Source organism: Pseudoalteromonas sp. SA25 (genome assembly GCF_011378705.1).
Lineage (GTDB): Bacteria > Pseudomonadota > Gammaproteobacteria > Enterobacterales > Alteromonadaceae > Pseudoalteromonas > Pseudoalteromonas arctica.
Genome location: NZ_WTKV01000015.1, coordinates 116,467 through 132,471 on the forward strand (window position 1 = coordinate 116,467; position 16,005 = coordinate 132,471).

The following is a 16,005-nucleotide window of genomic DNA, read 5'->3' on the forward strand; positions in this document are numbered from 1 at the left end:
GAGTTAAAATATTAGAATATTTAACGTTTTTTAAATAAACTAATTTTTAGAGCCGAAACTATAAAAGGAATTTTAATGAACAATCAAGTTATAAAAATACTCCAAATATTTATAATTTATCTAATTGGTGTATCAAATGTACAAGCAAAGCCATTATTGTCACCGTATCCAAAAGCAAAATTAGAAGATTCAGTTACTCTAGCGGGTGAAGAAACTCAGTTAATGACAAAGTTTGATCCTAAAGCAGAAAAATCTAAGCAGTTTGAGTTCGCAAAATTTATTGGTGATACAGCTCATTATGAATATACGATAAGAAACGTTGCTTCGTTTAAGGTTACAAAAAATTATGAAAGCGCATTAAAAGATGCGGGCTTTGACGTGATTTACAGATGTTCTTTAAGTGAGTGTTATTCAGGTGATAGACGAAGCGATAAAAAGCGATTAGCTGAAAAATCTAGTTATTTTGATCCCAGTAGCCAGTTCTATAAACCTCATTATATTTTCGCTACAAAGGGAGGTGACCAACTTAAAGCCGCAATTTCATTATTCGTAGGACAATATGAAAACCTCACACGAGTTTTATTAACAACTGTGGATATAAAAGAGATTGAAACAGGCCTTATCACCGCTGATTTTGATGAATTTAAAAAACAAAATAACTCAAAAAAAGTAATAAATTCTCCTCGCAAAGATAAAGGTGGGTCGGCTGACCACCCGTTAATCAGTCGTTATCCAGGCAGTTATATTGAAGATTACAAACAGGTTGATTATGAAGAATTCAGCCTGCCTGTTGGTATTGTAGATAATAAGACAAAAAAGATTCCAATGCTTGATGTAACCGGCGATCTAACACAAATTACTTATGTTGTGAAAAATGTGTCAACTATTAAAATTTATCACAATTACTTTAGCGCTTTAGTAAAGGAAGGATTTGAAACTGTTTTCACTTGCCAAAAAAATACTTGCAGTAACAATTCCAATGATAGGTTAGCTCAAGAAGATTTAAAAAAATTAGGTGATATCATTGCTTTAAAAAGTGTTTACAATTTTAGGAATCAATCTCGATACCAAGTTATGAAAAGCACATTTGAGGGGCGGAGTACTTACGTAGCGTTTTTCATCGGCAACTATAAAGGTGATTCTCGTATTCAGCTTTTAGTTATGCGAACCGAGCCACTAATAACGGGGTTAATAGAAACAAATAGCGATAAAGTACTAGAGCAGCTCAAGCAAAAGGGTAAAGCGTCTATTTATGGTGTACTGTTTGACTATGATAAAGCAGTTATAAAACCTGAATCTAAGCAATCTTTAGATGTGATAGCGCAAGTTCTTGAAAAAAATAAAAAATTGAGTTTGTATGTAGTTGGGCATACAGATGACAAAGGTTCTGCAGAATATAATCTAGCTCTTTCTAAACGCAGGGCTAATGCAGTAGTTAAAGCGTTAATCGCTGACTATGGTATTGCCAAGACAAGGTTAATCCCTCAAGGCGTTGGGCCTTATTCACCAGCAGCGACTAATAAAAATGAATTAGGGCGAGAGCTTAACCGTCGTGTTGAGCTAGTTCAGCGGCTGTCTGATGCAAATTAATGTATTTTAAAAATATAATATAACCAACTCAGCTAATACTAAAAAGCTAACTTGGTGATTATTGCAGTGCTTAAAAATAAAGATAGATAACGTTTTCACTAGTTGGAAAACAGCCACGCGCACTATGCTAACCTAAAGGATGTGTAAAGTAAGTATTTATTATATAAGTACTTAATACACATCTTTCTTAGCTTTTAGCGTTATCGGCACTAAATTATAAAAATTGGATCATTAAACAAGGATGGACTCTTGAAAACACCACTAATATATCTTTCGCTTTTAAGTGTTAGCTGTGCTTTTTGCACGCTAACCTATACACCAAATTCACATGCAAAAAATATCCAGCCAACCACCCATATAGGTACGTGGCAAAATAAAGATGAAGACGGTGATGGTGTGCCAGATGTGCAAGACGATTACCCGTTTGAAGCGAGTAAAACGCAATACCCTGTTTATTTTGAAAAAGAACCTAACGATAACCCATCTGTTGCAACTCCAGTAGAGCTTGGTAAAGGTTTTAAAGTTAAGGGCGTTATTTCATCAAGAACAGACAAAGGGGATTTATATGGTTTTAACGTTGATGATGAAACTATGGTCACTGCTGTATTCGAAAGTGCAGCTAAACGATTTGACCCGCAAGTTTATGTTTCAAACTCAGAGGGGAGAGTAATTAGTAAGTATGTTATTAGCGAATATAAGAAATTTGGAAAGCATATTGTTAACTTTCATATGTTTGATGCAGGTCGTTATCAACTAAGTGTAATGGATAATAATTACGCAGGCGGACCTGATTTGACTTACAGTATGGTTTTATTTTATGACGAGGATGTAGATGCTTTTGATGATGAGAAGGAGCGTGCATTTGGCAGTAACCTTATTAAGAATGACCAAGATCAAGATGGTATTTTAGATGGTTTAGAGCACGTTTTATTAAATAGTAGTACTTACATAGACTTTGATGGTGATGGAATACCGAATTGGCAAGATATCGACTCTGACGATGATTCTTTCTCTGATAAAATAGAAGGCATTGAAGATTTAGATAAAGATGGCTTCCCAAATTATATAGACCGTGATGCTGATGGTAATAGCATAGATGATGAAAAGGAAATTGGTGATTTTAACTATTCACTTGATTTTGACGATGATGGAAAATTAGATCACTTAGATTTAGATGATGACGACGATTTAATATTAGATATTTACGATACGCAACGTCGTAAAAAATCTCAAACTGTTAAATTAACAGGGCCTAATCAAAATCGTTTACTTGTTCGCTGGGTTTATAATATGTCCTTAGAAGGGCACTCTATTCGAGACTTTATTAGAGCTGGGGATAAAGTAGAGTTTGAAGTAGGCGGTTTACCTGCTGATGCAAATAATTTGGTGCTTGTTTTTCAATACCCTGATGATCTTATTAACTTAAAACCTACCATAGCTAGAATTGAAGCAAGCAAAACATATATAAGTGTAGAGCTGCCAAGTAAGGTAGGTGAGGCTTATGTATATTTAGCTCATGATGAGGTTATTACTGATGCCCTACCAATTGAAGTTAACCAGAGTAAAACCCCACTTTTAGGCACTAAAAAGCGAAGTATCAGTGCTGGAGAAACAATCACTCTTATAGGTGAAAATTTTAATGAGCAGACGGTTGTTCATTTTAATAATGTGACTGTTAATAGCATTTATATAGATGAAAAAACTATTAAAGTTAAAACGCCACGCCAACTAAGTGGCTGGCGCTACTGGGTAAGTAACCAGTTTGGAAAAAGTAACACGGCTAGCTTCTCAATCGAATAGCTCAGGCCCAAATATTTTAAGGATAAATAATGAATAAATACCTAATTCCACTGTCGTTGTTAGCAAGCTTTACATGCCAAGCAGAGCTTGATTTAACAACCCCAAAAGAAAACTGCTTTAAAGCGGTAGAAATAGTAAAAAATAAAGATGAACAGTTATTTAGGCAACTATTTACACCCGTTGATCATATTCCTAATGCTGATAAGGAAATCACAAAACTGATTGACAGTACACATAAAAAATATTTCGGAAAAGAGTACGATGGTATAAAAAACTTTCGTATTGTCGAATCAAAGCTTGTTAACTACTCTGAGGATACTAAGTATAACGTTGTTGAAGAAACTTATGAAAGGTGGGGATATACAGAACAAGCATTTATATATTACAAATTCGATGCCTATGATAAAAGACTTAAAGAGCAGCGCACAGTGTATAACAAATGCCGTTTTGGCCTAAAAGACGGCAAGTGGTATATGGTTAATTTACTGCAAGATTAGTTGGTGCATATTAAAAATAAAGAGCATGTAATTGATATTACATGCTCTTTATTATAATTTACTGTTGAGATTATTAATGCAAAGCGAAAAGTTAGATATACAATTAGATGATAAGTTCTGGTTTAGGCTCGTAAATTTACCAGAAAAAGACGCCCTCACTCCCACGAGTAAAATGACTATGCCGGTAGTAACTAAATTATTTAGGCTAAATTTAGGCATTGAGTTTTTATTTGCAATCGCATTGTTAGCGCTTGCATTGTATAGCCATGTTTGGGTTGAAGAGGACTGGGTTAGCGGATTATTTTTTATATATATTCCTTTATTTCTAGGGGTATGGTTTTTACGAAAGGTGTTAATTTGGCAAAGGTATGGCTTTAATTACAAGGCCGCGTTTGAAGTAAGTAAAGATGAATTAACTATAGTTACCGAGCCATTATTTAAACAGCAACAGCTAACTATGACAAAAGCCGATATAGATTACATACAATTTAGCTACGGGTATATGCGCTCAAACGGGCAAGGCTATCAAGAAAAACGATCACACATTTCTCAAGCGGTTGTGGTTTTAAAAAACAATAAACGCTATACAATCAAGCCAAATACCATCGCAACATTAAACTTGCTTTATCTGTGCATTTATTTTGACTACCCCGTGAGTTACGAGTATGGCCTTACCGATGGCGGGGGCAGCATTGTATTTATTTTGATGCGAGTTATGTCAATGGGTGGAAATTTTGTAATGATAGGTCTCTACTTATATTGGCTAGGGGCAGGGTATTTGAAAGCAATTTTTTAGCTCAAGCAGAAATTTTTAACCTAGATGATTATGTAAAAAGTGTTCATAAGCACACAAAGTCTAAAACAAAGGGAATGTGATGATTAAAGGATTTGTGAGTATTATTTTAATTGCCGTACTAGGAATTACGTTATTAAGTATAGGACTGTACCGGTTTGCAATTCAGCCTGAATTCTCACAAATAATTACGTTTGGGTTGATGGTTGGCGGCGGACTTTTATCGATGTACGGCTTAATAGTACTATTTTATAATAGCCTTACAAAAAAGACATATTAGATCTTTCGGGTTTAAAAACTTTAGGCTTTAATTTTTCTTAAAGCATATATAGTTGATTACTCTAAAATCATTTTTGATTGAATTGCATACTTTATATAAATTAGGTACAGTTTATAATTGTAAATGCTTTATGGATAAACCAACAAGGATGGATTCTTGAAAATACCCTTATTTTACCTCTCGTTATTGAGCTTAAGCAGCGCTTTTAGCACGCTAACATATACAACACACGTTCATGCAAAAACAGTTAAATCATCCGCATATATAGGTACATGGCAAAATAAAGATGATGACGGTGATGGCGTACCTGATCAGCAGGATGATTATCCGTTTGATGCTGCTAAAACCACAATCTTGGTTGTTCAAGAACAAGAGTTTAATAATAACGTTGGCCAAGCAAACCCAGTTGGGAATATACCTTTTAAAGCTGCGGGGGTTATTTCTGAAAATGTAGATATAGATGATTTTAAATTTAACATCCCCAACTCAATGCTGTTTGAAGACTTATCAGTGACGTTTATACTTTTTAAAGATGATAAGCGTTTCACACCGTCTTTAACCATCATTAATAATAATGGTGATGTTATTTCTTCTATACCAACAAACATTAAGCACGTTGGTAAAGTCGGTCAAGCTATTACTTTCTCACCTAAGCAAGCGGGTGAATATAATTTAAGTATTACTGATAGAAACAACTTAGGAGCAGATAGCTTTACGTATACAGTACATGCATTTATTGATATTGATAAAGATGGGGTTCCTAACAATAAAGAGCAGGCCTTAGGAATGAATTACCTCGGGCAACATACAGATGATGATAAAATACCAGATGGAAATGAGTACCATATTTATACAGCTAACTTTAGCTTTAGTCATGATGTCGACAGTGATGGTACTCCAAACTGGCATGATTTAGACAGCGATGATGATGGTATTACTGATGATATAGAATCAACCTACGATTTAGATGGTGATAAAATACCAGCCTTTATTGACTCAGATAGTGACAATAATGCTGTTCTAGATTCAGAAGAATTAAACTTAGTTGAATTTATTCGTTATGATCTTGATGGTGATGGCATCCCTAATTTTTTAGATACTGACGACGATGGTGACTATTTGTTTGATGAAAATGATCCGCAGCCACTACAAAAACTAATTGAAATAAGTAACTTATACCCATCAAATACCCCGGCCATTAGCTCTGCAACATATTCCCATAGTGAACAAGCAGTATTTATTAACAAAGTTAGGCCGTTTTTTCCTGCTAATTTAAACACAGTAAACTTAAAAGGTAATGTGGCACATCTGGTAATTTTAAAAGGGGACGACAAACAGCCAGTCGTTAATTTACCAGTGACGATTACATCAGATAGTAAAATTGAATTTTTTATACCTAATTATCCAAAGGTTGCCCTAGGTGGCGAACCAATTACATTTTTTCTAGCTATAGATGGCTATAAAACCAATAGTATTAATGCGACGTTACTACATCCAAAAACACCAATCATTACAGATATCCCGTCTAGAAATGTAGTTGAAGGCGATAAAGCACTAATAATAGGTGAAAAATTAGAGAGTGGAACTTCATTAGTTTTTGCAGATGGCCCAACAATACAGTTGGATTATATAAATGATACTAATGCTAGTTTTATTGTACCTAGCGATGTTGGTACAGGCTGGTTTAGCTTACAAAATGTATATGGTAAAAGTAACTACTCAAGTATCAAAAAAGAACAAGTTATATCGCTAAAGGTTGTTATACCAGATTACTTAAATATTAATGGGCCTTTTTATGTAGATAATTTAGACGGAGAGTTTAATGACATTAATGCCCTTAATAACAAACAGGTAAAAATAAGCTCAAGCACTGAATATATTTCTCTTTATTACAAAGACGGTATTCGATTATTCCAAAGCTACATAGCCGACGATAGTCAAATAGAGCTAAGTGTTGATAGTACGCTTAAATCTTTTGTTTTACGTGCTTTTGGGTATCAAAATAAAGTTGACGACGTGCCGCAGTTAAAAAATAAAATAAGTGATTTAGCATCATACAAAGTGTTTAAAGATTGGTACGAAGAAAATTTGCGGAAAGAGTCGCTTGACGCATTTTTAAAAGATGACTCTTATAACATTATTGGGAAGGCCACAGCAGTGGCAGATGATTTATATAAAAAGCTAAAAAGTGAACGTAAAAATAATAATTAAGAGTATATAAAAGGAACGTTATGTTAAAAAAAACCATGTGTGTATTGCTCAGCTCATTAGTTTTGCAAGGGTGTGTAGATTCCCATTCAGTAACGGCTGTTGTTAAAAATTCTGTTAAGTTTCAATCAGGTGACATGTTAATATATGATGTAGAAATAGAAAGTAGTAAGCATAGTTGCACCATCCTCTTGTCTGTAATGGGAAAGGACTTGTGGGCGCTAGAAAACGAAGAAAGCTTATTAAAAGGTTTAGCATGTATTAATAAAGAGGGGCTAATTTTATCTGGTCCTCCTGATGTAGACAGTTTTACTTGGAAACCAGTGGAGGGCGGTTTTGAATTTACAATGGACGCTACTGCTACAGAGCAAAACAATAAAAGTGACAAGCTTAATATTTACACAACGTCCCCTTTATTTGTCCCGTTAACAAAGGATTTAAAATGAAATAACAATTAATAGCCCTTTCTAGCATTATGTTACTAAGCACAGCTACTTTTGCTGATGAATCTAACGTAAATTTGCCTGCCAAGGATAATCAAGACCCATTATTTATAAAAAAATGCGAAGAGTTTAGACAAGCAAAAGCTGATAAAAACATTGATACCTTGATGTCTTTTGTACCAAAGCATTTTAAAGATTCGGAAGACGAAAAAAAACGCGCTATTGCATACTTAAATAAAAAGTCAGAAAAGTTTCAAAAGTATGTATCAAACCCAGAATTTGAGGTTGTATCTCAAAAATTATCAACAGAGACAAAACCTCTTTTAGCTCAAGTTAAAATTGAGGCTAAATATGACGAAAAGAACTTAGTGTCAGATGGTTGTGGCTTTAAATATACTAAAGAAGACGGTTGGATAATCATTGTTGCATCTAGTTAATTAGCTTTTTGACTATTTTAAGTATTTACATGTTATTAGAGTATGTAACTAAGCATACTCTTTTTATTTAAAGAGGGAATTTTGGCTAATTCAATTATATTAAAATCACTATTAGAAACGATTAAATGGCTATTCATTTGGTTAACTGTAGCAGGGCTTGTACTAGGTGTTTTAAGTCAAGGCTTGATTTTTGATACAAGTGATGGGCTTGATGTTTTATTCATTCTTGCGCTTTTGATGTTTCAACACCGATTAAAATTTGATGAACACCATAATCAAATTGATGTAAATTTTGCTGCTTATTTTTTTAAGAAAAAAATCTTTACGTTTAGTCACCATACCATTGACACTAGCACGATTAAAACAATTTCATGCCAAGATAATAAAGCCATTAGTGTGATTTATATTAATTACACCTCAGCAGAAGGCAAGCTTAGTACCTACACGTTTAGGTGTTTTAACCAAGCTAAACAAGCGCAGCTATTAGTGAATAAGCTTTCAACCGTTGAGCGCGTTTATACTGCTAAACGTGAAGAGGCCGAGGCTGAAAAAACAAACTCAGCAACAGTAAACAAATTTTCAAAAATATTCCCACAAAATACTATTTTAGGTAATGCTGAGGCTAAAAATAATATTCCTATACTTAGATGCGCGCTACCACTCCCTGATAGTAAGAAAAACTTAGTTCATTTCATCGTAGTGTGTTTTGCTTTGCTTTCGCTATTTATTGCGTTCTCATCACAAAACTGGAAACCTTCTTTTGCATTTTTAGTTATAACTTATGCAAGCTACTATTTTGCTAGGGTAATTATTTGTAATAAATACTATTTTATAAAAACAGCGCCCTTAAGCTCCATAATAATAGATGATGATGAACTTTATTTACCCGCGTTATTATTTACTGATAAAACACCGCGCACACTAACTAAGCAGGATATTATTAGCATTGAGGCTAAATGGAATTACGATTACGACTCAGTTGAAGGATCAATTGGAAGAACAACTAAAAGGTCGCATTTAATCTCACTAGTATTTAATACAACAAAGGGGCAGAGTATCCCACTGTCTCATTGGAGTGTTGATAGTAAAACACTTGTGTTTTCATTATTAAAATATAAATATCCAGTATCGTTAGACAGAACAAGCCAAATGGTTTACCCATTTAAACTTCACGTAGGGCTATTCGTTTTTTTGTTTATACTCATTATACTTGTTATGAGCCTGCCAAAAATTATATCTACTTAATGATAGGTACTTTAGTATAGGCGCTGATTACAGTTCAATGCAGCGTGGTAACGCCGTTTTTTAGGTTGCTAACTTTTAAGGATAAAGTTTTGAAAAATATATTCAAATTTATAGTCGTTCTTACCGCAAGTTTGTGTGGTTATGCACACGCACAAAATAACCTAACACTTAATTATCAAGTCACTAAAGAGTTAAATCATTTTGCATACATTAAAATAAAAGTCACCGATAAATACCTCCGTACAGACTATGTTTTGCCAAATAAAACCTTTACAGAAATGACTATTAAAGATGATGGTCAATATATTTTAGATCATCAAAAATATATCGCATACAGATTAGATTATGCTTTAAATAAAGAAAATAGTGATAAAGCTTTTACTGATATGATGAAACACGCGCCAGGGTTTACTAAAGAACAAATTTATGAAATGAGCTTAGAACCTAAAAACGACCCTAATAATTATATCGCTTACGAAAATGAAGGAGAAAACGTATTTATAGGGTATTTTGATGATGAAAAAGTCCAAACAGTAAAAACGAGCTCATTCCCAAACCAATTTCTATCATCTGCTGAATATACTTGGCTTTTAAAACGAGCACGAGAAGATACTTATTTTGGAAAAGCTTTTGTTGGTTTTTTAGATGTGCCTTTAATAGATTTTATGCGTAAATTTAAGTACGACACAAATCAAATACCGACTGAAATATCATTGCATAATGAAGGCAAAGCTGTTTTTTTAAAGACTGTTAGTAACAGTGTAATAGATGAAAGCGAAGTTGAAATAGAGCCTCAGTTTATGATTAAGGACATAACTAATGAATCGGTTCAATTTTTGAAGAATTTAGAGAGTATTGCTAGGGAACAAGGAGTAATAGAATGAAAAAAACCACAAAAAAACTCATTAGATTAATGGCTGCGTCACTTATTGGTTTAATGCTTTTGAGTTATGGGCTCTTAGCAATGACTCTTGATACTGAGTCTAATCCAATAATCAACTATATCTGTATAGGAGGAGGGTTTATTTTCTGCATGGTTATAGTCATATTTGTTGTGAAAGAAGGTCTGAACAATCAGAGCATTCCTAAATAATCCTTTAGGTTCAACGTTTGTTTATCTTGAATTAACCTTTTGCAAATACAGCTTTTTAGGTAATACATTAGTACTTTAATATGTAAAAACATTAAAATTAATAACGATAACTAATTAGTTTTGGGGTCCTTTTTAGCCATTAATGCTCTATAATATAGCGAGTAGAATTTTATGGTGAAGATAAATGTTAAAAAGGAATAATTTTTTGAATGTGACAAAAAATAATAGACTAATGCTCGTTGCAACAATAATATTTGTTCTTATAGCTTTACCATCTCTGTATTTGTTTGATCAAAAAGTAAGAAGTGATGTTTACCATTCAGCTCAAATAGAATTAAAACGTGAGCTTGAAACAAAAAGCCTTTCACTAAAAAAACACCTTAAAGATAGTGTTACCGCAATCCGCTTTTTAGATGCAACTCCTCCTATTCAAGGTATTACCCGCGCAAAAGAAAATAAACTGATTGATCCAATTCTTGGAACACCCATTTATATTTGGCAGGAGCGTTTAGCAAGTATTTTTACAGGCTTTATGCAGACTGATGACAGTATATTGCAGGCTCGCTATATTACGCTCGAAGATGGTGGACAAGAAGTTGTCAGGGTTGATAGAAATCAACTCGGAGAAATTAATCGACTGCAAGGCCTGCAATTACAAAAGAAAGGCCAACGCGATTACATGATAAAAGCGAGTATGCTCGATAATAAAAGTGTTTATATTTCTCCAATTAACTACAACCGTGAAAATGGGCAGATACAAGAACCTTATATAAGTACTTTTCGTGTAGCTAAGCCTGTTTTTGATGAAAAAAATAAAATTTTTGCAATATTAGTCACTAACTACTTTGCTGATAAATTAATAAAAAGTTTAACGGTTGAATCTCCACAAGGAACACAAATTTACCTAATGAATAATGAAGGTGAATTTTTATATCATCCAAACCCTCAATTACGCTTCGGTTTTGAATTTAATAAATCAAAAACATGGACTGAAGAATTTTCCATTGCAAGCACAATGGCAGAGCAGGGCACTTTACCGCTAAGTAATTACCCAATTGCTTACACGTTAAAAAAGCGTATTTCGCTTGATGGTGATATTGCGATGTTACCTTTAGAGCTTGGTGTAAGTGTTGATACTAAAACGTTGTTTGCAAAGGTGAACGAAAGGCGTCAAAACTTTATTGCAATGCTAGTGGTATTCTTTAGCGTATTTTTAGTTATTGCCTTTTTATACCAACGTTTTATAAACCGTAAGTTGTTAATTAATTCTCTAAAAGAGCAAAACAATAAAGTAATAGAAAATTCTTTGGATGCTATTTTTACAATTGAGCAAAACGGCGAAATTGTTCACTTTAATAATACAGCTAAAGAGGTTTTCGGTAATTCAATCTCAGGCACTAGCCCTGACTTTGTTTCTTTATTTAACTTAAATGAAGCCGATAATAACTGTATAGAAGAGACTATTTCAAACGGATCAAAAATGCCGTTTGAAGCTATCTACACAGATGGTTATGGCAACAAACAATACTTTTCAATTACACTCAGTAGTATTTTTGATGTCTACAATAACCGTTATCAGGTAGCGGCTATTTTAAGAAATATTAGCTCATTAAAAAATACTCAATCAGAGCTTGAAGGCTTAAACAGTACTTTAGAGCTAAAAGTATCACAAAGGACTGTTGAGCTAGAGCGAGCAATTGATCAAGCATTAGCAGCGAGCCAAGCAAAAAGTGACTTTGTAGCAAATATATCTCACGAAATACGCACACCGATGAATGGCGTTTTGGGTATGCTTGAAATGCTCAAAGAAGATGGCTTAAGTGAACAACAATACCATTACTTAAAATTAGCTAATAGCAGTGCTAACTCTCTGATGAATTTGATTAACGATATTCTCGATTTCTCTAAAATAGAAGCGGGTAAGCTTGATATTGATAATCATACATTTGATGTTGTTACAGTATGTAGCGATATGATTAGCTCTTTAGCGTTACAGGGCCAGCGCAAAGGTCTTGAAGTATTCTTAGATACAAAAGATGTAGTAGACAGAATGGTTATTGGCGACAGCCATCGACTTAAACAAATTTTAATTAACTTAGTTAATAATGCATTTAAATTTACTCACCGAGGTGAAGTAAGTTTAACTGTCGGCTCTAAGTACATTACCGACTCAAAGTTATTAATGAGCTTTACAATAAAAGACACGGGAATTGGTATAGCGCCAGAGAACATAGACAAACTATTTGAAGTGTTTACACAAGAAGATTCAAGTACAACCCGTCATTTTGGTGGTACAGGCTTAGGCTTATCTATATGTAAAAAACTTGCTCAGTTAATGGGTGGTAATATTACGGTTATAAGTGAAAAGGGTGCTGGTAGTACCTTTACCGCAACAGTTGAGCTACATGTAGCACAAGAGAAAAAACTAAACACAGGTATTGAGCTTGCTACAAGTATTAACGTAGCGGCATTAATAGCGCGCGATAACGTTTATAAAAACGTGTGCGATTTATTGCTACTAACCTGTAAAGTAAATGCAGAAAACATTGTAAGACTCGACTACTTTAGTGAGCATAAAGAGTTTGAGGCTGACTTATTATTGATTGACGATGAGCATCCTCAAATTGATGCGTTAATTGATTACTGTAAGCAGTTTAATAAAAAGTACGTCTTAATTTTACGCGACATGGTGACCGATAAACCGACTAAAATGATATTACCTGAGGGTAGCCACATTCTAAATAAACCGCTTACCCAAGATCAATTTAGCTATAAGTTAGCCAGCTTATTTGGTGCTAGTAATGATTGTATTATAGCGCCACCAAAAGGCTTAACAGAAGAACAAGTAGAGCCAGACCTATCTGCTTATCATATATTATTAGTAGACGATAATATGATTAATATTGAAGTAGCTAAGGCGATTTTAAAACGTACAAAAGTAAAAATCACCTGTGCATCAGACGGTGTAGAAGCATTAGAAGCATTGAGAGAAAACACAGAGCAAGCTTTTGATGTTATTTTAATGGATTGCCAAATGCCTAATTTAAACGGCTACGATACAACAAGTGAAATCAGAAATAGTAAGGCCGGGGTAGACTACACTTACATACCTATTATTGCTATGACAGCAAGTGCGATGGAAGGTGATAGAGAACGTTGTTTAACTGCAGGCATGAACGACTATATTACTAAACCAATCAAGCCACTAACGCTGAAAGATAAGTTAATCACCTGGCTAAGTTAATAGTTATTAATTGAGAATCAGCTGCTTATGCAGCTGATTTTTTTGGTTTAGCATCAGTTGATATATTTAACTTTGTTATGTCGGCGCTATCGAGTACGGTTTGTGTGTCTGACCAATGTAGTAATTCAATTTTTCCATCTTGCTGCTCTACAAGCGCCGTACAACTCTCAATCCAGTCTCCATCGTTACAGTATATAATTCCGTCATCCACTTTTATTTTGGGATGATGAATGTGTCCACAAATAATACCGTCTACGTTTTGTTTTTTAGCTTCATGAATTGCGGCATCTTCGAAGGCTTTAATCGCTTCACGTGCTTTGTGTACGCGAGCTTTTATCCATGATGCAAGCGAGTAGTAATTACCACCAAATAGCTTTCGAATACGATTGGTCCAGCGGTTTAAAAATAATAAAAAGTCGTACCCTGCATCACCCACGATACTAATAAGTTTGGTATAGCGTGTCGCGGAATCAAAGTCATCGCCGTGTACGAGTAAAAAACGCTAATTAGCTTTAGTGGTGTGAATAAACTGCTGGTGGATTTCAATACCAAATAACGTTTGATTTATATAGTTTCTAAACGTTTCGTCATGATTACCGGGAATATAAATGACGCGTGTACCGCTAGCTGCTTTTTTTTGTATAGAGTTTAATACTTGATAATGCGAAGGGTGCCAATAAAACTGACGTTTCATTGACCATAAATCAATAATATCACCCACTAAATAAAGTGTATCGGATTCTACCGAGTTTAAAAAATCGAGTAAGTAATCTGCTTTACAGTCTTTGTAACCTAAATGAACATCAGATATCCAAATAGTAGGGTAGTGTTGCTTCTTAGTGTTTGCGCCATTACTCATTTTCATTCCCTAAAGTATCGAGTGTAATAGTTAAATAACCTGAACTCTGGTTAAGAGATTTACTAAGGTATTGAATCATAGTGATATTTAAATTTATTTTCTCTAGCCAGAGATTTTCAGTAAATTCAACGCAGTTAGCGCTGAAAATAGCTGCTCGAGATAGATTTATTATCCAGAGTTCATATATGGTCTCCTCCAGTATTGCAAGGTGTCATTCAACGATAGCAGGGACAGGTTTGCTGTCATATATACGGTCTTTTAGTGAAGATTATTACTTCTGACCTTGATGTAATCCGCGCATATTGTCCTGATCAGGTTATCGGTATTTACTACCACTGAACTCTATAGGTTTTCAATATGCAGGTTTGACCTGTTATGTCATCGTTTTAGCCACTTACGCAATTCTTTGAAGAGTATTTATACGGGTGAGTAACTCTCACCTGAAGCGCTAATAGCCCAAGCCATTCTCGCCATCTTGTTGGCATAAGCTACACATGCTCGATTATGCCCTCGAGTTTGAACCAGTCGGTTTATCCATTGACTTAATTTATCATTCTTCGTTTTTGCTCTTGAGACAACAGCTTTTGCTCCTTGGATCAACAGGCACCTTAAGTAGCTATTTCCTCGCTTACTTATCCCAAGTAAAGTATCTTTTCCGCCACTACTGTGTTGACGCGGAACGATACCTAAAGACGCTGAAACATCGCGGCCTCTTTTATAGTTACTGCCATTTCCAACTTCATTGAAATAGGCGCTTGATACCATAGGACCAAATCCAGGTATTGTTTGGATCCGTTGGCAAATATCATTATTTTTTGCTGTTTCAACTATTAATGTACTGTAAGTTTCAATGCAGCTGTCTAAGTTACTCAATTGTGTTTCTAACTGCTTTAGTACCGCTTTAAATGCGCCTGATAATCCGGTATTTTCATCTTCTAAAATTAGGGGGATACTTTTGCGTATTGTGTTTACACCCTGATTTAAAATAATTCCGTATTCAGCAGTTAAGCCTCGGATTTGATTGCATAGTGCCGTTCTTTGTCTGACCGCTAATTCTCTCGCTTTGTGCTGTGCTTGGTTATCTTGTTGCTCAACTGATTTTATACAGACACTCTTAATATGATGTTGTTTTGAAGCAACGCTAATTGCTAAAGCATCGTTATAATCATTTTTATTGCCAACTAAGAAGGCTTTTACATGCTGAGGTGGAATAAGCTTAATCTGATGACCACATTTTCTGATTTCTCGAGCCCAAAAATGAGAAGTTGCACAGGCCTCTAAAGCAACTAAACACGTAGTGTGTTGTTGGAAAAAAGATAACACTTGCGCACGCTTTAACATTTTCTTTTTAACTAAGCGCCCTTGTTCATTGCAGCACACCACATGGAAAAATCTTTTTGCTATGTCTAAACCAATTGTTGTAATCTTCATTTTGGTCTTCTCCCTTTGATTATTGTAACCACTTTAATCATGGCACATAGATGCCGTATAGGGAGGAGACCATTACATCAGGTTA

Annotated in this window: 12 protein-coding genes and 1 pseudogene; 11 read left to right on the forward strand and 2 right to left on the reverse strand. The window is 34.6% G+C overall.

The window, feature by feature from the left end; all coding sequences use genetic code 11:
* The first annotated feature begins 75 nt into the window (after positions 1–75).
* From GQR45_RS13560 to GQR45_RS13610, 11 genes are all read left to right on the forward strand, one after another.
* Positions 76–1,590 (forward strand): OmpA family protein, encoded by a 1,515-nt coding sequence (locus GQR45_RS13560; RefSeq protein ID WP_165726210.1) that lies wholly within the window; start codon positions 76–78, stop codon positions 1,588–1,590.
* A 249-nt stretch (positions 1,591–1,839) separates the two neighbouring features.
* Positions 1,840–3,390: an IPT/TIG domain-containing protein gene (locus GQR45_RS13565; RefSeq protein WP_206008647.1), complete on the forward strand. Its 1,551-nt coding sequence runs from the start codon at positions 1,840–1,842 to the stop codon at positions 3,388–3,390.
* A gap of 29 nt (positions 3,391–3,419) precedes the next feature.
* Complete coding sequence (locus tag GQR45_RS13570) at positions 3,420–3,887, forward strand: hypothetical protein (RefSeq protein WP_165726211.1); 468 nt, start codon at positions 3,420–3,422, stop codon at positions 3,885–3,887.
* 76 nt (positions 3,888–3,963) lie between these two features.
* The gene (locus tag GQR45_RS13575) at positions 3,964–4,683 is read left to right on the forward strand and encodes a hypothetical protein (RefSeq protein WP_165726212.1); all 720 of its coding nucleotides are present in this window, start codon (positions 3,964–3,966) and stop codon (positions 4,681–4,683) included.
* Positions 4,684–5,116: 433 nt separating this feature from the next.
* Positions 5,117–7,171: a hypothetical protein gene (locus GQR45_RS13580; RefSeq protein WP_165726213.1), complete on the forward strand. Its 2,055-nt coding sequence runs from the start codon at positions 5,117–5,119 to the stop codon at positions 7,169–7,171.
* A gap of 20 nt (positions 7,172–7,191) precedes the next feature.
* On the forward strand, positions 7,192–7,614 hold the full coding sequence (locus GQR45_RS13585) for a hypothetical protein (RefSeq protein ID WP_165726214.1): 423 nt from the start codon (positions 7,192–7,194) through the stop codon (positions 7,612–7,614).
* A gap of 29 nt (positions 7,615–7,643) precedes the next feature.
* The gene (locus GQR45_RS13590) at positions 7,644–8,048 is read left to right on the forward strand and encodes a hypothetical protein (protein WP_165726215.1); all 405 of its coding nucleotides are present in this window, start codon (positions 7,644–7,646) and stop codon (positions 8,046–8,048) included.
* Between the two features lie 81 nt (positions 8,049–8,129).
* The gene (locus tag GQR45_RS13595) at positions 8,130–9,293 is read left to right on the forward strand and encodes a hypothetical protein (protein ID WP_165726216.1); all 1,164 of its coding nucleotides are present in this window, start codon (positions 8,130–8,132) and stop codon (positions 9,291–9,293) included.
* An 89-nt stretch (positions 9,294–9,382) separates the two neighbouring features.
* A complete protein-coding gene (locus GQR45_RS13600; protein WP_165726217.1) occupies positions 9,383–10,177 on the forward strand; it encodes a hypothetical protein in 795 nt (264 codons plus the stop codon).
* The gene (locus GQR45_RS13605; protein WP_010552728.1) at positions 10,174–10,386 is read left to right on the forward strand and encodes a hypothetical protein; all 213 of its coding nucleotides are present in this window, start codon (positions 10,174–10,176) and stop codon (positions 10,384–10,386) included. The genes GQR45_RS13600 and GQR45_RS13605 overlap by 4 nt, the downstream gene beginning before the upstream one ends.
* A gap of 184 nt (positions 10,387–10,570) precedes the next feature.
* Positions 10,571–13,630 carry an ATP-binding protein gene (locus GQR45_RS13610; RefSeq protein WP_165726218.1) on the forward strand — a complete coding sequence of 1,020 codons (3,060 nt, stop codon included), beginning with the start codon at positions 10,571–10,573 and terminating at the stop codon, positions 13,628–13,630.
* Between the two features lie 25 nt (positions 13,631–13,655).
* Here GQR45_RS13610 and GQR45_RS13615 read toward each other — a convergent pair.
* Both GQR45_RS13615 and GQR45_RS13620 read right to left on the reverse strand, forming a co-directional pair.
* Positions 13,656–14,489 (reverse strand): annotated as a pseudogene (locus GQR45_RS13615) (UDP-2,3-diacylglucosamine diphosphatase).
* A 417-nt stretch (positions 14,490–14,906) separates the two neighbouring features.
* Positions 14,907–15,920 carry an IS110 family transposase gene (locus tag GQR45_RS13620; RefSeq protein WP_165725710.1) on the reverse strand — a complete coding sequence of 338 codons (1,014 nt, stop codon included), beginning with the start codon at positions 15,918–15,920 and terminating at the stop codon, positions 14,907–14,909.
* Positions 15,921–16,005: the final 85 nt, after the last annotated feature.

What these genes read in the sequence shown, in the direction of transcription:
- GQR45_RS13605 (WP_010552728.1), top strand. Translation starts at nt 10,174, where the DNA reads ATGAAAAAAACCACAAAAAAACTCATTAGATTAATGGCTGCGTCACTT.
- GQR45_RS13620 (WP_165725710.1), bottom strand. Translation starts at nt 15,920, where the DNA reads ATGAAGATTACAACAATTGGTTTAGACATAGCAAAAAGATTTTTCCAT.
- GQR45_RS13570 (WP_165726211.1), top strand. Translation starts at nt 3,420, where the DNA reads ATGAATAAATACCTAATTCCACTGTCGTTGTTAGCAAGCTTTACATGC.
- GQR45_RS13585 (WP_165726214.1), top strand. Translation starts at nt 7,192, where the DNA reads ATGTTAAAAAAAACCATGTGTGTATTGCTCAGCTCATTAGTTTTGCAA.
- GQR45_RS13610 (WP_165726218.1), top strand. Translation starts at nt 10,571, where the DNA reads ATGTTAAAAAGGAATAATTTTTTGAATGTGACAAAAAATAATAGACTA.
- GQR45_RS13575 (WP_165726212.1), top strand. Translation starts at nt 3,964, where the DNA reads ATGCAAAGCGAAAAGTTAGATATACAATTAGATGATAAGTTCTGGTTT.
- GQR45_RS13560 (WP_165726210.1), top strand. Translation starts at nt 76, where the DNA reads ATGAACAATCAAGTTATAAAAATACTCCAAATATTTATAATTTATCTA.
- GQR45_RS13590 (WP_165726215.1), top strand. Translation starts at nt 7,644, where the DNA reads ATGTTACTAAGCACAGCTACTTTTGCTGATGAATCTAACGTAAATTTG.